At 68.3% G+C, this 17968-nt stretch carries 18 protein-coding genes; 8 read left to right on the top strand and 10 right to left on the bottom strand.

Annotated elements, in window-relative coordinates; translation table 11 throughout:
* Window positions 1-4: 4 nt before the first annotated feature.
* Window positions 5-451, bottom strand: coding sequence for a universal stress protein (locus ACZK0Z_RS19000; RefSeq protein WP_197633251.1), 447 nt, complete (start codon window positions 449-451; stop codon window positions 5-7).
* Between the two features lie 141 nt (window positions 452-592).
* Here ACZK0Z_RS19000 and ACZK0Z_RS18995 point away from each other — a divergent pair, with 141 nt between their 5' ends.
* From ACZK0Z_RS18995 to ACZK0Z_RS18980, 4 genes are all read left to right on the top strand, one after another.
* Entirely contained in the window at window positions 593-1510 is a 918-nt protein-coding gene (locus tag ACZK0Z_RS18995) for a LysR substrate-binding domain-containing protein (protein WP_197633252.1), read from the top strand.
* Window positions 1511-1663: 153 nt separating this feature from the next.
* Window positions 1664-3193 carry an MFS transporter gene (locus ACZK0Z_RS18990; protein ID WP_197633253.1) on the top strand — a complete coding sequence of 510 codons (1530 nt, stop codon included), beginning with the start codon at window positions 1664-1666 and terminating at the stop codon, window positions 3191-3193.
* 20 nt (window positions 3194-3213) lie between these two features.
* Complete coding sequence (locus ACZK0Z_RS18985; RefSeq protein WP_197633254.1) at window positions 3214-4296, top strand: HlyD family secretion protein; 1083 nt, start codon at window positions 3214-3216, stop codon at window positions 4294-4296.
* Window positions 4293-5708 (top strand): efflux transporter outer membrane subunit, encoded by a 1416-nt coding sequence (locus ACZK0Z_RS18980; protein ID WP_100446719.1) that lies wholly within the window; start codon window positions 4293-4295, stop codon window positions 5706-5708. The genes ACZK0Z_RS18985 and ACZK0Z_RS18980 overlap by 4 nt, the downstream gene beginning before the upstream one ends.
* Window positions 5709-5851: 143 nt before the next feature.
* Here the strand turns inward: ACZK0Z_RS18980 and ACZK0Z_RS18975 are convergent, their stop codons facing one another.
* From ACZK0Z_RS18975 to ACZK0Z_RS18955, 5 genes are all read right to left on the bottom strand, one after another.
* Complete coding sequence (locus tag ACZK0Z_RS18975) at window positions 5852-6190, bottom strand: hypothetical protein (protein WP_109814503.1); 339 nt, start codon at window positions 6188-6190, stop codon at window positions 5852-5854.
* A gap of 77 nt (window positions 6191-6267) precedes the next feature.
* Complete coding sequence (locus ACZK0Z_RS18970) at window positions 6268-7209, bottom strand: DegV family protein (protein ID WP_049428227.1); 942 nt, start codon at window positions 7207-7209, stop codon at window positions 6268-6270.
* Window positions 7210-7303: 94 nt separating this feature from the next.
* Window positions 7304-7936 carry a 2-hydroxychromene-2-carboxylate isomerase gene (locus tag ACZK0Z_RS18965; RefSeq protein ID WP_106550732.1) on the bottom strand — a complete coding sequence of 211 codons (633 nt, stop codon included), beginning with the start codon at window positions 7934-7936 and terminating at the stop codon, window positions 7304-7306.
* A gap of 20 nt (window positions 7937-7956) precedes the next feature.
* Entirely contained in the window at window positions 7957-9219 is a 1263-nt protein-coding gene (locus tag ACZK0Z_RS18960; RefSeq protein ID WP_111112418.1) for an amidohydrolase family protein, read from the bottom strand.
* On the bottom strand, window positions 9219-10628 hold the full coding sequence (locus ACZK0Z_RS18955) for an amidohydrolase (RefSeq protein WP_106550730.1): 1410 nt from the start codon (window positions 10626-10628) through the stop codon (window positions 9219-9221). Before ACZK0Z_RS18955 ends, ACZK0Z_RS18960 begins: the two co-directional genes overlap by 1 nt.
* A gap of 153 nt (window positions 10629-10781) precedes the next feature.
* Here ACZK0Z_RS18955 and ACZK0Z_RS18950 point away from each other — a divergent pair, with 153 nt between their 5' ends.
* Both ACZK0Z_RS18950 and ACZK0Z_RS18945 read left to right on the top strand, forming a co-directional pair.
* Entirely contained in the window at window positions 10782-11558 is a 777-nt protein-coding gene (locus tag ACZK0Z_RS18950) for an AMP nucleosidase (RefSeq protein WP_005414446.1), read from the top strand.
* A 43-nt stretch (window positions 11559-11601) separates the two neighbouring features.
* A complete protein-coding gene (locus ACZK0Z_RS18945; RefSeq protein ID WP_049428215.1) occupies window positions 11602-12141 on the top strand; it encodes a DUF924 family protein in 540 nt (179 codons plus the stop codon).
* Between the two features lie 119 nt (window positions 12142-12260).
* On the opposite strand, the gene grxD is transcribed toward ACZK0Z_RS18945, so the two are convergent.
* Complete coding sequence (gene grxD, locus ACZK0Z_RS18940; protein ID WP_197633255.1) at window positions 12261-13187, bottom strand: Grx4 family monothiol glutaredoxin; 927 nt, start codon at window positions 13185-13187, stop codon at window positions 12261-12263.
* 59 nt (window positions 13188-13246) lie between these two features.
* Between grxD and ACZK0Z_RS18935 the strand changes: the two genes are divergently transcribed.
* The gene (locus ACZK0Z_RS18935) at window positions 13247-14026 is read left to right on the top strand and encodes a polysaccharide deacetylase family protein (RefSeq protein ID WP_049426661.1); all 780 of its coding nucleotides are present in this window, start codon (window positions 13247-13249) and stop codon (window positions 14024-14026) included.
* Window positions 14027-14128: 102 nt separating this feature from the next.
* Here ACZK0Z_RS18935 and ACZK0Z_RS18930 read toward each other — a convergent pair whose 3' ends face one another.
* Genes ACZK0Z_RS18930 through ACZK0Z_RS18920 form a run of 3 tightly spaced genes read right to left on the bottom strand, consistent with a single transcriptional unit; the run spans window position 14129 to window position 16742 of the window.
* Entirely contained in the window at window positions 14129-14842 is a 714-nt protein-coding gene (locus ACZK0Z_RS18930; RefSeq protein ID WP_197633256.1) for a methyltransferase domain-containing protein, read from the bottom strand.
* A gap of 4 nt (window positions 14843-14846) precedes the next feature.
* Window positions 14847-15464, bottom strand: coding sequence for a GDSL-type esterase/lipase family protein (locus ACZK0Z_RS18925; protein ID WP_197633257.1), 618 nt, complete (start codon window positions 15462-15464; stop codon window positions 14847-14849).
* 3 nt (window positions 15465-15467) lie between these two features.
* Complete coding sequence (locus tag ACZK0Z_RS18920; protein WP_197633258.1) at window positions 15468-16742, bottom strand: pyridoxal phosphate-dependent aminotransferase; 1275 nt, start codon at window positions 16740-16742, stop codon at window positions 15468-15470.
* Window positions 16743-16856: 114 nt separating this feature from the next.
* Between ACZK0Z_RS18920 and rsgA the strand changes: the two genes are divergently transcribed.
* Entirely contained in the window at window positions 16857-17966 is a 1110-nt protein-coding gene (gene rsgA / locus ACZK0Z_RS18915; RefSeq protein WP_197633262.1) for a ribosome small subunit-dependent GTPase A, read from the top strand.
* The last annotated feature ends 2 nt before the right edge of the window (window positions 17967-17968 follow it).

The following is a 17968-nucleotide window of genomic DNA, read 5'->3' as shown; positions in this document are numbered from 1 at the left end:
GCAGCTAGGGTTGTGGGTCGCGGGTTTCCACCAGCACGGGGCAGGGGGCGTGATCGATGGTCCATTGCCCGATCGAGGGTTCGAACAGGCGTTCCAGCCGGGACAGGTGGCGGTGGCCGATCACGATCAGGTCGCACTTCAGGCGCCTGGCCTGGTCGCTGATGACTTCGCCGGGGTCGCCTGAGGGGATCTGCGCGATGGCATCGACGCCGCGCTCGCGCAGTTCGGCCAGGGCTTCGGTCAGCACCGCCTCGGCGCGGGAGCGCTGGCGGGCGGCTTCCGGATACTCGATGCGGTCGGCTTCGCTGGCATCGGCGGCCAGCGCGAATTCGGGGTCGAGCACGCACAGCAGGTGCAGGCGGCTGCGGGGCCCGGCAATGGCCGCGGCAAGGTCCAGCACGCGCGCGTGCTGGGGGCCACCGTCCAGGGCGACCAGCAGGGTATTGAACATGGATGTCTCCTTTGCAGGCCGGGGATGGTCGCCGATGTCACCGTGCGCACCCATGCCGTGCGCGGCAGTCAATGAATGCGTCAGACGCAATCCATTGAGGCCAGGAGTGCCGTAGAGTCATCTGATTTACTGGAGACTGTCATGCCCCTGCCGGACCTGAACCTGTTGCTGGCACTGGACGTGCTGATCGACGAATGCAGCGTGGCCGCCGCCGCGCGGCGGATGAACCTGAGCGCGCCGGCGATGAGCCGTACCCTGGGCCGGATCCGCGCCGCCCTGGGCGACCCGGTGCTGGTGCGTGCCGGCCGCGGGCTGGCGCCCACGCCGCGCGCCCTGCAGCTGCGTGAGCAGGTCCGCGACGTGATCGAGCAGGCCCACCGCGTCTTCAATGCCGGTCGCGAGATCGACCTGCGCACCCTGGAGCGCACCTTCAATGTCCGCGCCAATGATGTCTTCATCGGCGGATTCGGCGGACGCCTGCGTGAACTGTTCCGCCAGCAGGCGCCGCGGGCGGTGCTGCGCTTCGTGCCCGAGGGCGATACCGACGACGATGCGATGGCACAGGGCCGGATCGACCTGTACATCAGCACGGCCGGCAAGCATGCGCCCGATACCAAGGTGCAGAACCTGTTCAGTACCTCGTTCATGGGCGCAGCGCGCGAAGACCATCCACTGTTCGACGAGGAGATCAGTGCCGAGCGCTTTGCCGCGTGCGACCACATCGCGGTGTCGCGCCGTGGCCTGCCACGTGGGCCGATCGATGATGACCTGGCCACGCTCGGCCTGCAGCGTCGCGTGGCGCTGATCAGCCCGACCTTCCACGGTGCGATCTTCGCGGCGGCCGAATCGGACCTGATCCTGCCGCAGATGCCAAGCGTGATGCTGGAGCGGATCGTCAACATGCGCCTGCCGTTGCGCCTGTTCCCGCTGCCGATTCCGGTGCGGACCGCGGCCATCGTGCAGGCCTGGCATCCGCGCCTGGACAACGACGCCGCGCACCAGTGGCTGCGGCGCTCGATCAAGACCATGTGCGAAAGCGCAGGGGAGGCCTCGCGCTGACATCTGCATGCGTGCGCCCGGCGCACGCCTGGGATGCCGGCGACGCCATTTTTTACAGGGTACCGGCTCCCTAGACTGCGCTCCCCGGAGTTTCACTGAGCGCATTCCAATGACCCCCAACATGCCGTGCACTGCACGGATCGGTGCCCGGCGATGAGTACGCCGGCCGCCGCTGTCCCGGCCGCCGCAGCGCCCCGTCCTGCCGCCGCCCCCGGGCTCGATCGCCGCATTCTGGTCGGCCTGTGTGGCGTGCTGCTGGCGGTGCTGGTGTCGGGCTTCAACGAGAACATCACCAAGGTCGCATTGGCCGACATCCGTGGCGCGATGGGTTTCAGCGTCGATGACGGCAGCTGGATCGTCGCCCTCTACAGCGCGATGTCGGTCAGCGCGATGGCCTTCGCGCCATGGTGTGCCGCCACCTTCTCGTTGCGCCGCTTTGCGCTGGCGATGATCGGTGGCTTCATGGTGTTGGGCGTGCTGTGCCCGCTGGCCCCGAACCTGCAGGTCTTCCTGCTGCTGCGTGCATTGCAGGGCCTGTGCGGTGGTGCGCTGCCGCCGCTGCTGATGAGCGTGGCCCTGCGCTTCCTGCCGCCGGGCATCAAGCTGTACGGCCTGGCCGGCTATGCGCTGACGGCAACGTTCGGCCCGAGCATGGGCACGCCGCTGGCTGCATTCTGGGTCGAGCAGGTGGGCTGGCACTGGGCGTTCTGGCAGATCGTGCCGTACTGCCTGGCTGCAATGGCGATGGTCGGCTGGGGCCTGCCGCAGGACCCGCTGCGGCTCGAACGCTTCGCCCAGTTCGATACGGTCGGCCTGCTGCTCGGCCTGCCAGCGCTGGTGCTGCTGGTGCTGGGCCTGGTGCAGGGCCCGCGCCTGAACTGGTTCGACTCGCCGATGATCACGCTGATGATCGGAGGCGGTGCCGGCCTGATGGTGCTGTTCATGATCAATGAATGGTTCCACCCCTTGCCGTTCTTCAAGCTGCAGCTGCTGGCCAACCGCAATCTCAGCTACTCGCTGGTGACGCTGGGCGGCGTGCTGTTCGTGCTGCTGGCGGTGATCTCGATCCCGTCCGGCTTCCTGGCCAGCGTGCAGGGCTACCGGCCGCTGCAGACGGCACCGATGCTGCTGTGGGTGGCACTGCCGCAGGTGATCGCGCTGCCGCTGGTGGCGGCCCTGTTGAACATCCGCGCGGTGGATTGCCGCTGGGTGCAGGCCACCGGCCTGGCGATGCTGGCCCTGGCCTGCTGGCTGGGCTCGCACCTGGACGTGGCCTGGATCCGTGACAACTTCCTGTGGGTGCAGCTGCTGCAGGTGTTCGCACAACCCATGGCAGTGCTGCCGCTGCTGATGCTGGCCACCGGCGGCCTTGCGCCGCAGGACGGCCCGTTCGCCTCGGCGTGGTTCAACACGGTCAAGGGTTTCGCTGCGGTGCTTGCCAGCGGCGTACTGGATGCCGTCGCCCAGGGCCGCCGTCATTTCCATTCCACCGTGCTGGTCGACCGCCTGGGCGAGCAACCGTGGCTGGCCGATGGCCCGCAGCTCGGCGCGCGCCTGCATGCACAGGTGCAGGCGCTGACCTCGGCCGACCTGTACTGGGTGGTCGCGCTGGTGGCGCTGGCCTTCATTCCCCTCATTGCCTGGATGCCCACCCGCATCCACCCGCCACGTGCCGTGGCCTGAACCTTTCGCAGGAACCCCTCATGACGATCAATCGAACCACTCTCAACACCGGCCTGGGCCTGGGCGTACTGGCCCTGGCCATCGGCGCCTGGCTGCTGCTGCGCGACTCTGGCCACCAGAGCACCAACAATGCGTACGTGGTGGCCGACTACACCCTGGTGGCTCCGAAAATTCCCGGCTTCGTCAGTGCCGTGGAGGTGGAGGACAACCAGTCGGTGAAGGCCGGCGACGTGCTTGCCCGCATCGACGACCGTGACTACCAGGTCGCCCTGCAGGCGGCCCGTGCCGACCTTGCCAATGCCCGCGCACAGCTCGCCAACGCACAGGCCGCACTGGCCCAGCAGGATTCGCTGATCGCGCAGGCCAGGGCCAGTGTGGATGTCAGCCGTTCCGAACTGACCCTGGCCAGTGCCGACCAGCAGCGCTACCGCGAACTGGCCCGTGACGGCGCCGGAACCGTGCAGAACGCGCAGCAGGCGCAGTCGAAGCAGGCCGTGGCCAGTGCCCACCTGCAGCAGGGCCAGGCGGCGCTGTCGACCGCGCGCCAGCGCACCGACATCCTGACCGCCGGTGTGCAGGCTGCGCAGGCCGCGGTGCAACGCGCGGAAGCGGCGCAGGCCCGCGCAGAACTGGATCTGTCGCACACCGTGCTGCGTGCACCGATCGACGGCATGGTCGGTCGTCGTGCAGTGCGCGTAGGTGCCTACCTGACCCCGGGTACACCGGTGGCCGCGGTGGTGCCGCTGAAGCGTGCCTTCGTGGTCGCCAACTTCCAGGAAACACAGATGACCCGCATGCAGGCCGGCCAGCAGGTCGAACTGAAGGTGGACGTGTTCCCGGGCAAGCCGCTGCGCGGGCACATCGACAGCATCGCGCCGGCCACCGGCGTCACCTTCGCCGCTGTCGCACCGGAGAATGCCACCGGCAACTTCACCAAGGTGGTGCAGCGTATTCCGGTGAAGATCGTGCTGGAGCCGGGCCAGCCGCTGCTGGACCAGCTGCGTGCCGGCATGTCGGTGGAAGCCAGTGTCGAGCTGGGCAGCCGCGCGCGCGCGCAGAGCGTGAAGCACAGTCCGGGCCATGCGGCCGGGGAGGGCGCATGAGCGCAGTTGCCTTGTTCCGCAGCACCTTCGTTGCGGCCAGCCTGTGCACGGCCCTGGCTGCCTGCACGATGGGTCCGGACTTCGTACGTCCTCAGGCGGAACTGCCCAGTCACTGGCAGGGCGAGGCCGTCGCGGGCAACGCGATCGATCAGGACGCCGCCTGGTGGGCCGGCTTCGACGACCCACTGCTCGGACAGCTGGCCAGCCAAGTGCTGGAGGCCAACCTGGACCTGCAGCTGGCGGCCAACCGCGTGCAGCAGAGCCGCGCCGCGCGTGGCATCAGCGCCGCCGACCGTCTGCCCAGCGTCAGCGCAACCGCCAGCGGCGCACGCGCACGCAACAGCGAGGTGGGCTTGAACGATCCGTCCGGCAACGGCGGTCGTGATGACTATGGGCTGTTCCAGGCCGGCATCGGCCTGAGCTGGGAACTGGATCTGTGGGGACGGGTGCGCCGCCAGGTGGAAGCCGCCGATGCACGCGTGCAGATGGCCGAGGAGGATGCACACGCAGTGCGCATCGCGCTGCTGGCGGAAACCGCGCGTGATTATCTGCAGCTGCGCGCGACGCGGCAGCTGCTGGCGATCACCGAGGACAACCTCGGCATCGCCCACGACATCAAGCGCCTGACCGAAGCACGCCAACGCCAGGGCGTGGCCAGCACGCTGCAGGTGTCCAGCGCGTCCGCGCAGGTGGCATCGCTGCAGGCACGCATCGCGCCGCTGCGGCATCGTGAATCGCAGCTGCGCAATGCACTGGCGTTCCTGCTGGCGCAGCCTCCGCAGGCACTGGATGCGCAGCTGCAGAATGCATGCCGTGACTGGCCCGCACTGCCGGCCGTGGCGGTGGGGCTGCCCAGCGAACTGGCCGAGCGTCGCCCTGACATCCGTCGCGCCGAAGCGGCGTTGCATGCCGCAACGGCCGGCATCGGCGTGGCCAAGGCCAGTTTCCTGCCGCGTATCACCTTGAATGGCGACGCTGGCTTCCAGGCCAAGCAGCTGGATGATCTGGATGGCTGGAACGCACACCGTTTCAGCATCGGGCCGTCGATCAGCCTGCCGATCTTCCAGGGCGGCAGGCTCAAGGCCAACCTCGCGTTGAGCAAGCTGCAGCAGCAACAGTCGTCGCTGCAGTTCCAGCGCACGGTGCTGCAGGCCTGGCATGAAGTGGACGACGCCATCGATGGCTACGCCGCCGAACAGCAGCGCACCGTGCAGCTGCACGTGGCGGTAGACGAAAGCGAGACCGCGCTCGGTGCGGCGCGCCGGCAGTACCAGGCCGGCGTGGTCGACATGCTGGACGTGCTGACCACCCAGCGCATCGCACTGGACAACCAGGCTGCACTGGCCAACAGCCAGGCAACGGCGGCAATCGCGCGGGTGGAGCTGTACCGCGCGCTGGGCGGTGGCTGGTAGGGAAATGGAAACGCCGGGCCATGCCCGGCGGTTCGTCGGTAGTTGCCAACCTTGGTTGGCAGTTTTTGCAGAAGCGCCAACCAAGGTTGGCATCTACCAAGGCGGGGCAGGTAGCGCCGGGCCATGCCCGGCGGGCGGGTGCCTCAACGCACGTCGCGCAGTTCCCAGTGGCTGCCGGCCAGCAGGCGCAGGCGCTGCTTGAACACGTCGCTGTCGATGCGGGTGGTCGCCACCAGGTTGATGCGCAGATCCTTCTGTTCGCCGGTTACGGTGGCATCCGGATCGGTCACGCCCCATTGCGGTTCCACCGCATCCGGGTCGGGTTGCTTGGCCTTCCAGCGCTCGAACAGCGCGCCGCTGCGCAGCGCGTCCTGCAGTTCCTCGGCGAAGCCGGCGGCGCCCTGCGAATGGAAGGACAGGTCAGGGTCGTTGCCGCGGGCCTTGGAGGGATCGGGCAAGCTGATGTGGTACTGCGCAGGCATGGAGTTCTCCTTGAAGTGCGGCAAGGCTGGCACAGTCGTGGTGGAATCGATGTGCAGATTCCAGCCACGGTTGGCCTTCATTCAAACCGATGTGGCCCATCGGCAAAGCCCACGGTGACCGCGCCCTTGCCGACATTGACCATGCCGGTCAGGCTCATCACCGATTCGTACACGGCCACGCCATGGGTGGCGCAGACCTCCTTCAACTGGGCGTAGCCGGGCAGGGTACGCAGCTCGTCCAGCTCACCGCCGTAACTGACGCACACCGTTGGTGTCATCAGCCCGGCACGCACGCGCTGGCCGACCACCGCGAACAGCTTCTGCACCGCGTTGTCGAAGCCCTTGATCTTGGCGACCGGCCCGGTTTCGCCGCGATAGCCGTGCAGCACCGGCTTGATGTCCAGTGCGCTGCCCAGCGCCGCGCTGAGCAGGCCGACACTGCGGTCGCCCTTGTGCCGTGCACGCGCACGCATGTAATACAGGTCACGGGTCACCATGTAGCCGTGCACGTTGCCAGCCAGTTCCTCCAGCCGTTCGCGGATCTGCTGCACGCTGGCGTTGCTCTCGCGCAGGCGCACCGCTTCCACCGCGGTCACCGCCTGGGCAGCGAACAGGTTCTGGGTATCGAGCACGCGCAGCGCGAACGGTGAGTTGTAGCCTGCCGCCTGGCGCACCGGCTTGTAGTCGTTGAGGATGGCGAAGCTGGCCTGCAGCGCGTTGTCATGGATCGGGCTGCGGGTCTTGGTGATGGTCATGCAGAACACGTGGTCGTAATCGATCACCAGCTGCTGCAGGAACAGGTCGCGGATCTGGTTGACACTGAAGGGAATGGTTTCCGCCTCGGCGCCGTGTTCGGCCACGTGCGCGTGCAGGAAGCTCAGCGTGGCCTGCTCATCGCGGTGATCGGCCAGCACGGCTTCGCCGATGCGGACGGTGATCGGCAGCAGCACGATGTTGTGCTCGGCAATGAAGTCCTGCGGCAGGTCGCAGGCCGAGTCGACGACGATTCCGATGCGCATCCGCGGCTCCCCCTCCAGGGCGGTTGTAGATTCGGAAACGTGAAATCTATCTCAAAACCAGAGCCCGCGCCCGAGGGAAAGGCGTCACCCCTGTTCAGCGATTGCGTTGTACCGCCACCGGCAGGCTGTCCAGGCGCTGCCATTCGGGCTGCTGCAGCAGGGCGGGATCGGCCAGCACGGCGGCCATCAGCGGGTGGGCGTCGTTGCCCCAGAACAGTTCCTGGTCGATGGCCAGGGTCGGGACCCCGAACACGCCCGCGCCGATTGCGGCCTCCGTGTTGCGCCGCAGTTGCTCCTTCACCGCCGGATCGGCAATGGCGGTCGCGACATCCTCGATACCCAGCTGCGCACCCGGTTCGCGCAGGGCCTCGGCGCTGTCACCGGCGTGGCCCTCGCGCCAGATCCAGTCGAACAGCACGTCCACCGCCTGAGCGCTGGCCCCGGCAGCCAGGCATAGGCGCAGTGCTGACAACGGATTGAACGGATGGCCGGGCGGGAAGCGCATCGGGGTGCCCTCGGCCTGCGCGGTCCATAGCAGGTGGCGGTAGGCGAAGCGGCGCTTGGCGGGGATTTCCGCCGGGCCCAGGTTGCCGAGGTGATGCAGCACCGCGCCGAAGGCGATCGGCACGGTCTGGATCTGCGCGAACTGCGGCAGCTGTTTCAGCTTCTGCCAGTGCAGGTAGGAGTAGGGCGAGACGAAATCGAAGTACCAGCGCAGCGTTGCCATCCGTATGTCCTCGTGTGCGGTCAGGGCTGCGCGTTGCGCTGCAGGTAGCGGTCGCGCAGTTCGGTCTGGCGCGAGCGCATCGGCATCGCACGGCCGCCCAGCCAGACCTGTTCGGCATAGTGCGCCACGTCCAGCGGGTCGCCTTCCCACAGCACCAGGTCGGCGCGCTTGCCCGGCTCGATGCTGCCGATCTGGTCGGCCACGCCGAACGCCTGTGCCGGCACCCGGGTCAGCCCGGCCAGGCCGTCGGCCCAGGGCAGGCCGTTGGCCACTGCATTGCCAGCCAGCTGGCGCATCTTGCGCGCGTTGTGGGTGGCGTCGCCGCGCTGCACGAACGACACCGGCACGCCGGCGCGCTGCAGGCGTGCGGCGTTTTCCAGGGTGGCGCCGATCTGGTCGAAGCTGGCCGGCAGGTTGGCCAGCACGTCAACGAACACCGGCACCTGTGCGGCGGCCAGCTCCGGCGCGACCTGCCAGGCTTCGCCGGCACCGGCGATCGCGATCTTCACCTTCTCGCGCGCGGCCCAGCGCAGCAGCTGGCGGATGTCCGAGGCACGATCGACCTCCACCACGATGCGGCCCTGGCCGGCCAGGTAGCGGCTGAGCGTGCGGCGCCCGGCCGGGGTCAGCAGCGCGTGCGGCGAATCCGCAGCGACCTGGCCGCGTGCTTCGTCCACCATCTGCTGCAGCAGCATCCATTGCGCGGCGCGCGAATGCCCGGTCAGCTCCGATGCCGCCGAGCCCAGGCGCAGGAACAGTGCGCGCGGGCCGATCGGGTCGACGCTGCCATCCAGCCGCATCACGCCGCCCTGGCCGGCCACGAAGCCGCCACCGGTGGCGGCCCCGAGTGCGGTGAAGCCGAAGCCCTCCAGCCGCGTCACCGGGATCAGCACCGAGGCCGGGTTGTAGGCCAGGGTGACGTCGAATTCCGGGCGCAACGGCTGCTCGCCGAGCTTCAGCGAACTGTCCACCGTGCTCGATTCACCCGAGACCTCTTCGATGCCGGTCTCGGTGATGCCCCCGAACAGGGCCGGGGTCAGCGGCCGCCCATTGGCTTCGACCACGGTCGCTCCGGCCGGTGCGGACAGGCCGGTGCCGACTGCGCGGATGACGCCGCCCTGCACCAGCACATCGGCGTTCTGCAGGCTGCCGCGTGCGCTGGCGGTGTGCACCGTCGCGTTGCGCACCAGCAGGTCCTGCGCCGATGCCGTGGTTGCCAGCAACAGCAATGCCACCACGGTAGCGCCGGGCCATGCCCGGCGACGCTTGTTCAACGCGCCCATCAGCGCACCTCCTGGCCAAGCTGGAAATCGGAACGCGGCATGCTTGCCGGCGCGCTTCGGTCGTACAGCCGGCGGCCATCAATGAAGACCTGTTCGGCCAGCGCGTAGGAACTGAAGGGGTTGCCGTTCCACACCACCACGTCGGCCATCTTTCCGGCCTCCAGGGTGCCGGTCTGGCCTTCGATGCCCAGCGCCTTGGCGGCGTTGGCGGTCATCCAGGCAATGGCATGTTCGGGCGTGATCTCCGGCATGCGTGCACGTCGCGCTGAGGCCATCACCTTGGCCGCTTCCTGGTTCAGGCGCTGGATGCCCTCGGGTGAATCGGAATGGACGATGGCGCAGCTGTTCTTCGGGCGGTCGACCAGCGCGATGTTCTCCTGGATGCCGTCGAAGGCTTCCATCTTGAAGCCCCACCAGTCGGCCCACAACGCACCGCAGACGCCGTCGGCGGCCAGCCGGTCGGCCAGCTTGTAGGCCTCCACGCCGTGGTGGAAGGCGGCCACCTTGAAGCCGAATTCCTTGGCCAGGTCGAGCATGGTGGCCATTTCGTCGGCGCGGTAGCAGTGGATGTGCACGCGGATGTCGCCTTCGATGGCGCCGGCCAGCGTGTCCAGCTTGAGATCGCGCTTGCCGCCGGCATCACCGGCGCTGTCGCCCTTGTCGCTGCCGAACCAACCCTTGCGCTTGGCCGGCTTGGGCTTGGTCTTGGCGATGTAGTCGGCGGCATCGATGAAGGCAGCACGGTAGCCGGCCACGTTGCCCATGCGCGTGGCCGGGGCCACGCCCTTGCCTTCGCCGTAGACCCGCTTGGGGTTCTCGCCGCAGGCCATCTTCAGGCCCCACGGTGCGCCGGGGAACTTCATCGCCTGGTAGGTGATGGCCGGTACGTTCTTCAGGGTCACGCCGCGGCCGCCGACCAGGTTGGCCGAGCCGGGCAGCACCTGCATGCTGGTCACGCCGCCGGCCAGCGCCGTGGCGAAGCCCGGGTCCTGCGGCCACACCGAGTGCTCGGCCCAGACATTGGCGGTGACCGGTGCGGTGACTTCGTTGCCGTCGCTGTGCGCGCCAACGCCCGGGCTGGGGTAGACACCCAGGTGCGAGTGCACGTCGATCAGGCCCGGAGTGACCCACTTGCCCTGTGCATCGATGCGGGTGACGCCCGCATCGGCCTGCAGCTGGCGGCCAACGGCGACGATGCGGCCGTCACGCAGCAGCACATCGGCGTTGTCCAGGCGCTGGCCGGTACCGGTCAGCACCGTGGCGTTCTGGATCAGCACCGGCGCATCAGGATGGGCCTGGTAGGTGCTGGGGTAGGGATCGGCGACGAAGCGCGAGGCGCCCACCGCCGGAGCCGTACTCAATGAAAGCAGTGCCAGGGCCACCCCGGCGCGCAACAACGTCGATGCCATGCAGTTTCCTTCGCGGCGTGATCCAGCCGCCGACGCTAGCCGGGCCGCGGCGCGCTGCCAAGTGACCTTCTTCACAGGCTGGTCGATGGCGGCTCGACGGCACCGCCCGGCTGGCCGAAAATAGCCGGTCCCCCGCCGTACCGGTCCCCGACCATGAAGAGCAAGCAGGAAATCGTCGACAACTGGCTGCCGCGCTATACCGGCGTCCCCCTCGACCAGTTCGGCCAGCACATCCTGCTGACCAACTTCGGCGGCTACCTGCACACCTTTTCCGAGCTGACCGGTGCGCCCGTCATCGGCCTGGACCGGCCGATGGCCAGCGCCACGATCGACGGCATCACCATGATCAACTTCGGCATGGGCAGCCCCAATGCCGCGATCATCATGGACCTGCTGTCGGCAGTGATGCCCAAGGCGGTGCTGTTCCTGGGCAAGTGCGGTGGCCTCAAGCGCAAGAACCAGCTGGGTGACCTGGTGCTGCCGATCGCCGCGATCCGTGGCGAGGGCACCTCGGGCGATTACCTGCCGCCGGAAGTACCGGCGTTGCCGGCATTCGCGCTGCAGCGTGCGGTCTCGACCATGATCCGCGACCTCGGCCACGACTACTGGACGGGTACCGTCTACACCACCAATCGCCGGGTCTGGGAGCACGACGAGGCCTTCAAGGAGCGGCTGCGGGCGATGCGCTGCATGGCCATCGACATGGAAACGGCCACGGTGTTCGCCGCCGGCTTCGCCAACCACATCCCCAGCGGCGCGCTGCTGCTGGTCTCGGACCAGCCGATGATCCCCGACGGGGTCAAGACCGAGGCGTCCGATGCCAAGGTCAGCTCCCAGTTCGTGGAAAACCATATCCAGATCGGTATCGAGGCGCTTAAGCTTATCCGGCGCAACGGCAAGTCGGTCCGCCACCTGCGCTTCGACGAATGATGATGATGGCCTGGCGCGGCGCGCCGGCCCTGGGGAGTAGGTGATGGACGTTGCCGCGCAAGTGGTGGAATTCTGGAAAGAAGCGGGCCCTGCGAAGTGGTTCGCCCGCGACGATGCGTTCGACGCGCAGTTCCGCCAGTTGTTTCTGGATGAGCATTTCGCCGCGGCCGCGCGCGCGCGCGAGCATTGGCTGGGCAGCGCCGAAGGGGCGCTGGCGCTGATGCTGCTGTTGGACCAGTTCCCGCGCAACTGCTTCCGTGGAACCGCCCATTCCTACGCCACCGATGGCCTGGCCCGGCACTACGCCATGCGCGCCATCGAGGAAGGTCTGGACCTGCAGCTGGTCCCGAAGCTGCGCGCCTTCATCTACCTGCCGTTCGAGCACTCCGAGGATCCGCTGGACCAGGACCGTTCGGTGGCGATGTTCGACGTGCTGGGTGACAAGGAATACCTGCAGTACGCCGAATTGCACCGCGACATCATCCGCCGCTTCGGTCGTTTCCCGCATCGCAATGCCGTGCTCGGTCGCTTGCCCACGGCGGAAGAGCTGGATTACCTGGCCGAAGGCGGGTTTGCCGGGTAGGTCCACGCCATGCGTGGATGCAGAAAACGCCGGCGAATGCCGGCGTTTTCTGTGCTGGGGTCAGAGCCCTTTCCTGCGGAAAGGGATCCGACCCCAAGTCGACCCCATGCCGGGGCCGATCAGTACTTCGGCACGCCGTTGTCCACGTCTTCGGACCAGGCATTGATGCCGCCGGTGACGTTGAACACCTTGGTGAAGCCCAGTGCACGGAACTGCTCGGCGGCCTGCGCGCTGCGGCCACCGTGGTGGCACAGGAAGGCCAGTGCGGTGTCCTTCGGCAGGGCTTCCAGCTCGGCACGGCCGTTGCCGTCGAAGCTCCTGAACGGCACGCCCACGGCGGCGATCTCACGCTCGTCGGCCGGGCGCACGTCCACCAGGGTGATGTTGCCGGCACGCACCAGGTCGTCGGCATCACGCACGCTGATTTCCTGTACCGGCTTCGGTGCGTTCGGGTTGTCGATCGCCAGGCCCTTGCCGCGGATGTCGTCCACCCAGTCGATGGTGATGCCGTTGGCGCGACGGGCGCTGGACAGGTCGAACTGCACGCGCAGGCCGTTGGACTCGGCAGCGATCGCGCCTTCGTCATGCGGGGCCAGCTGGAAGTTCGGCTGGAAGCCGGCGTCGATGCTCAGCTGCAGGGCAGCGCCCGGAGCGTCGGCCAGCGCGCCCTTGAGCATTTCCACGGCGGCCGGGGTGACGGTGATGCTCGGCGGGGTGCGGTCCGGTGCGGCCAGGCCCAGCACGCTGCTCAGCTCGCCGCTGGCGGCCATCTGCAGCACGATGTCGCTGCCGCCGACCAGTTCGCCGTCGATGTACAGCTGCGGGATGGTCGGCCAGTCGCCGTAGGCCTTGATGCCTTCACGGATTTCCTGGTCGGCCAGCACGTTGACGTGGGCGAACTCGACACCGAGGTCCTGCAGCGCGCCCACGGCCTTGGCCGAGAAACCACACTGCGGCATCGACGGCTGGCCCTTCATGAACAGCACGACGCGGTTGGCGTTGAGGATGGATTCGATGCGCGAACGCAGGGCGGGATCGAGGGACATGGACGTCGGGGTTCCGGGAATTCGAATCATCAATTCTAACCCCCATGGCATCATGGGGGATGAGCAACGCAGGAACATTGCATCGCATCCCGGCCCGCCCCTGGCGCTGGCTGCCCTGGCTGGTGGCGTCGCAGCTGGCCGTGATTCTGGTCTGGGTACAGGCTGGGTGGCACTGGGGGCTGCCGCTGATGGTGGCCAGCCATGCGCTGTTCATGGTGCCGGTGTTCCTGCCCAACAGCCGTTTCTACGCACCGGTACTCAGCCGGGTGCCGGACGCTGGCAACAGTGTCTGGCTGACGATCGATGACGGCCCCGGCCCGGAAACCCGTGCCGTGCTCGACCTGCTGGACCGCCACCAGGCGCGTGCGACCTTCTTCCTGGTGGGGGACCGTGCGCTGGCGCAGCCGGAACTGGTGGCCGAGATCCTGCGCCGTGGCCACGATCTGGGCAATCACAGTCTCAGCCACCCGCAGGCCCGCTTTTGGCGCCTCGGCCCAGCGGCGATGCGTGCCGAGATCGAAGGCTGCCAGCATGCGCTGCAGGCGCTGAGCGGGCATCCGGTGCGCTGGTATCGCTCGGTGGTGGGCATGACCAACCCGTTCGTGGCGCCGGTGCTGAAGGCGCTGGGCCTGACGCGCGTGGGCTGGAGCGCGCGCGGTTACGACGGCGTCGGCTGCACCCCGGACAGCGTGCTGGCGCGGTTGCTGCCGGACCTGCGCCCAGGGGCCATCGTGCTGCTGCACGAGGGCGCCGCCCACGGCCACAATCTGGTGATCATCGAGCGCGTGCTGCAGGCGCTGGAAGAGCGCGGCTTGAAGGTGCAGCTGCCTGACTCGTAGCACCGGGTTCTGGCCGCGTGGAGCAGCCGAGCGTGGGCTCGGCTCTACAGGGGCTGGCGATCATCCTGTAGCGCTCGAGCCGATGCCCGGCTGGGAGGCACGTCAGGAGCGTTCGGCCACCAGCAGCCAGCTGTTGAAGGGCGTACGCCCATGCAGCGGCCGGGGGGCGGTCACCTGCAATCCCGCTTCGGCAAGCGTCGCCTGCAGTACCCGTGGATCAGGGTAGTGGCGCGGGCGCGTGCCCATCCAGCCGACCAGCCAGGCCAGCCGGTCCGCCATCCGCGTGGTGCGGTCGCGGCCATCGCCGGTGGCAAGCGGTGTGCGCAGCAGCAGGCGGCCGCCGGGTGCCACCTGCTCGCTGGCGGCGCGCAGCAGCGCCTGTTGCGGGCCCGCGTCCAGGTACTGCAGCACGTCCAGCAGCAGGACGTGCCCGGCCTGCGCCGGCAGTGGCGCCTGCACGTCCACGCAGTCGAAGTGCACGTCATGCAGCCCGGCGGCGGCACGTTGCGCGCGGGCGATCTTGCCGGCATCCACGTCCACGCCCAGGTAGGGCTGGGTACCGCCACGCTGGCGCAGTACATGGGCGAACAGGCCCAGCCCGCAGCCCAGGTCCAGCACCGGCTGCCCGTCGTCAGGCAGATGCTGCAGCACGCCGTCGTACAGCGGATCGCTGCCGAGCTTGCTGCGGGTGTAGTAGTAGTCGCGGCGGTTGCCCCAGGCCTGCGCCGGGCGGAACGCTTCGGCGATCAAGCGGGCCTGCGGGGCCGTCAGGGGAGTACAGGGCAGGGGCGGGCCGTTCCGTGGCGTGCCGTCCATCGCCTCAGTCCGTGCCGCCAAGCAGATGCGCGGCAACCGGCAGCGCGCGCGCGCTCCACAGCGAGTACATCCTCGCCGAGGGGTGCAGCCCGTCTTCGGCGATCATCGTCGGTTGGTCGCCCTGTGCGCGGCTGATGTCGGTGATGTCGACGAAGGCCACGCCGTGCCGGGTGCTGATCACTTCGGCGGCGGCATTGAACTCGTCGGTTTCGATCTCGATCGCGGCCAGGTCGCGGCCACTGCCGGCACCGAACGGGGTGGCACCCCAATCGGGGAAGGACAGCACCAGCACGCGGCCGGTATCACCGCCGGCGAAGCCGATCGCCCGCTGCAGCAAGGCCTGGAACTGGTTGCGGTACTCGTCCAGCGGACGCCCGCGATACTGGTTGTTGACGCCGATCAGCAGGCTGACGAAATCGAACGGACCCTGCGGTGCGGTCGCGTCGATACCCGCGTCGAGCTCGTCGGTCGTCCAGCCGGTGGTCGCAATGGTCTGCGGGTTGGACAAGTCGATGCCCTGCGCACGCAGCGCAGCGGCCAGCTGGTGCGGCCAACGGCCTTCGACTGCAACCGCTTCACCGATGGTGTACGAATCGCCCAGCGCCAGGTAGGACAACGCCACGGCTCAGGCCACCGAGCGGCGTGGCTTCATCGGCACGACCTTGGTCGCGTCCTCGGCACGGCGCGCCAGCACGCGGTTGATGCGGGCGAACACATCGCGCATCACTGAGGCTTCCGGCAGCAGGGTCACGCGGAAATGATGGCGGTAGGGCACGTTGAAGCTCGAGCCCGGCACCACCAGCACGCCTTCGTTGTTCATCAGGTCCAGTGCGAAATTATGGTCGTCGAAGCCCTTGGCGGCGGCGCCGATCACGGCCGGGAACGCGTACAGCGCGCCAGCCGGCGCGACCAGTGACAGGTGCTCGCTGGCTTCGCACGCTTCGATCACCGCGCGGCGGGTTTCATACAGGCGGCCACCGGGGGCGCACAGCTCGGAAATGGTGTCCGGGCCATTCACCGCAGCCTCGATGGCGTACTGCCCCGGCACGTTGGCGCACAGGCGCAGCGCACCGAGCAGGTCCAGCGCGGCGCGGAAATCGCCCAGGCGCGCGTCGTCGCCGCTGAGGTGGGCCCAGCCCACGCGCCAGCCGCAGGCGCGGTGCACCTTGCTCAGGCCGCTGAAGGTCAGGCACGGGTGGTCGCCGGCCAGCGGCGCGACCGGCTGGAACACCGCATCGTCGTACAGGATCTGGTCGTAGATCTCATCGACCAGCAACAGCAGGTTGTGGCGGCGCGCGATCTCCACCACGCGCTCCAGCAGTTCGCGGGGGTAGCTGGCGCCGCTGGGGTTGTTCGGGTTGATCAGCACGATGGCGCGCGTGCGCGAAGAGACCAGGGCCTCGATCTCGCTCGGGTCCGGCTGGAAGCCGTTTTCGGCGGCGCAGCGGTAGTACACCGGGCGGCCATCGTTGAGGATGGTCGAGGCCGACCACAGCGGGTAGTCCGGCGAGGGCACCAGCACTTCGTCGCCCGGGTTGAGCAGTGCGCGCAGCGACAGGTCGATCAGTTCGCTGACGCCGTTGCCGACGAACATGCGGTCCGGGTGCGCATCGGGTGCACCGCGGCGGGCGTAGTACGACGCGATCGCTTCGCGCGCCACCGGCAGGCCCTGCTGGTGGGTGTACGGGTCGGTGCGGCCCATGTCGTCGGCGATCGCGCGCTGCAGGTGCTCGGGCGCGCGGAAACCGAAGTTGCCCGGGTTGCCGATGTTGAGCTTGATCAGCTTGCGGCCCTGCGCCTCCAGCTCCCGGGCTCGCCGCGCCAGTTCTCCGCGGATTTCGTAGCGCACTTCGGAAAGGCGCTCGCGGATGGCAAGGGGCTTGGGCGAGGAGGTGGACATGGGGTATGGGCCGTCAAAAGGCATGGGGCTTCCATCCTACCGGAATTGCTGCAATGCATGGCAAGGGCTCCGGGCCCGTCACTGCTGGGCTGGCAGGGCGCCGGCACAGGTAGAATGGCGGCGATGACCCAGACCCCCGATTTCATCGCCCTGCAGACCATCGGCTGGCCCTGGCCGGGCCCGGCGCAGCAGGCCGACTGGCAGGCCGCGATGGCCGCGCACCCGCAGGCCCGCCCGGCACGGGTGATCGAACAGCACCGCACCCACTACGTGGTGGCCGATGGCCCGGACGCGGCGATCAAGGCCGAGTCGCTGCCCGAATGGCAGCGCCCGCGTTTCCCCAGCCATGAACGGCCGGCGGTGGGCGACTGGGTGCTGCTCGACGGCATCCGCATCGTCGCCCTGCTGCCGCGGCGTACCGCGATCAAGCGCGGCGCGGCCGGCGAGCATTACCACCAGCAGGTGATCGCGGCCAACATCGATACGGTGTTCATCGTCTGCGGGCTGGATGCCGACTTCAATCCGCGCCGCATCGAGCGCTACCTGCTGCTGGTCGGTGGTGGTGGTGCCGAACCGGTGGTGGTGCTGACCAAGGCCGACCAGACCGAGTACAGCGAGGACGCACTGGCGGTGCTGGAAGAGCTGGAGATGCAGGGCATTGCCCTGCATGCGATCAACGGCCTGGATGCCGGAAGCGTTGCCGTGCTGCAACCGTGGCTGGGCCCGGGCCGCACCGTGGTGCTGGTCGGTTCCTCCGGTGCCGGCAAGTCCACGTTGACAAACACGCTGCTCGGCGAGCAGCGGATGAAGACCAACGCGGTGCGCGCCAACGATTCGCGCGGCCGCCACACCACCACCCATCGTGCGCTGATGCCGCTGCCGATGGGCGCCTGCCTTATCGATACCCCTGGCATGCGCGAGTTGAAGCCGACCGGCGAAGAAACACTGTCCGAAGGTGGCTTCGCCGATATCGAAGCGCTGGCCGCACAGTGCCGCTTCAACGACTGCAAGCACCAGCAGGAACCGGGCTGTGCGGTGCGCGCGGCGATCGATGCCGGCGAGATTGAAGAGAGCCGGCTGCTGAACTACTTCAAGCTGAAGGAAGAAGTGGCCGCCGCCGCCGCCAAGCTGGCCGTTCGACAGGCCGAGACCGCGCAGGAGCGCGGTGGCAGGAAGGGCAAGGGCCAGCAGTTCCGCCCGGCCGGAAAGCCGCGTAGGCGCTGATC

Source organism: Stenotrophomonas sp. 116085_Sma, assembly GCF_056479585.1.
The sequence above is the reverse complement of the archived record's forward strand: the minus strand, read 5'-3'. Positions and strand labels throughout refer to the sequence as shown.

What these genes read in the sequence shown, in the direction of transcription:
- ACZK0Z_RS19000 (WP_197633251.1), bottom strand. Translation starts at nt 451, where the DNA reads ATGTTCAATACCCTGCTGGTCGCCCTGGACGGTGGCCCCCAGCACGCG.
- ACZK0Z_RS18995 (WP_197633252.1), top strand. Translation starts at nt 593, where the DNA reads ATGCCCCTGCCGGACCTGAACCTGTTGCTGGCACTGGACGTGCTGATC.
- ACZK0Z_RS18990 (WP_197633253.1), top strand. Translation starts at nt 1,664, where the DNA reads ATGAGTACGCCGGCCGCCGCTGTCCCGGCCGCCGCAGCGCCCCGTCCT.
- ACZK0Z_RS18985 (WP_197633254.1), top strand. Translation starts at nt 3,214, where the DNA reads ATGACGATCAATCGAACCACTCTCAACACCGGCCTGGGCCTGGGCGTA.
- ACZK0Z_RS18980 (WP_100446719.1), top strand. Translation starts at nt 4,293, where the DNA reads ATGAGCGCAGTTGCCTTGTTCCGCAGCACCTTCGTTGCGGCCAGCCTG.
- ACZK0Z_RS18975 (WP_109814503.1), bottom strand. Translation starts at nt 6,190, where the DNA reads ATGCCTGCGCAGTACCACATCAGCTTGCCCGATCCCTCCAAGGCCCGC.
- ACZK0Z_RS18970 (WP_049428227.1), bottom strand. Translation starts at nt 7,209, where the DNA reads ATGCGCATCGGAATCGTCGTCGACTCGGCCTGCGACCTGCCGCAGGAC.
- ACZK0Z_RS18965 (WP_106550732.1), bottom strand. Translation starts at nt 7,936, where the DNA reads ATGGCAACGCTGCGCTGGTACTTCGATTTCGTCTCGCCCTACTCCTAC.
- ACZK0Z_RS18960 (WP_111112418.1), bottom strand. Translation starts at nt 9,219, where the DNA reads ATGGGCGCGTTGAACAAGCGTCGCCGGGCATGGCCCGGCGCTACCGTG.
- ACZK0Z_RS18955 (WP_106550730.1), bottom strand. Translation starts at nt 10,628, where the DNA reads ATGGCATCGACGTTGTTGCGCGCCGGGGTGGCCCTGGCACTGCTTTCA.
- ACZK0Z_RS18950 (WP_005414446.1), top strand. Translation starts at nt 10,782, where the DNA reads ATGAAGAGCAAGCAGGAAATCGTCGACAACTGGCTGCCGCGCTATACC.
- ACZK0Z_RS18945 (WP_049428215.1), top strand. Translation starts at nt 11,602, where the DNA reads ATGGACGTTGCCGCGCAAGTGGTGGAATTCTGGAAAGAAGCGGGCCCT.
- grxD (WP_197633255.1), bottom strand. Translation starts at nt 13,187, where the DNA reads ATGTCCCTCGATCCCGCCCTGCGTTCGCGCATCGAATCCATCCTCAAC.
- ACZK0Z_RS18935 (WP_049426661.1), top strand. Translation starts at nt 13,247, where the DNA reads ATGAGCAACGCAGGAACATTGCATCGCATCCCGGCCCGCCCCTGGCGC.
- ACZK0Z_RS18930 (WP_197633256.1), bottom strand. Translation starts at nt 14,842, where the DNA reads ATGGACGGCACGCCACGGAACGGCCCGCCCCTGCCCTGTACTCCCCTG.
- ACZK0Z_RS18920 (WP_197633258.1), bottom strand. Translation starts at nt 16,742, where the DNA reads ATGTCCACCTCCTCGCCCAAGCCCCTTGCCATCCGCGAGCGCCTTTCC.
- rsgA (WP_197633262.1), top strand. Translation starts at nt 16,857, where the DNA reads ATGGCGGCGATGACCCAGACCCCCGATTTCATCGCCCTGCAGACCATC.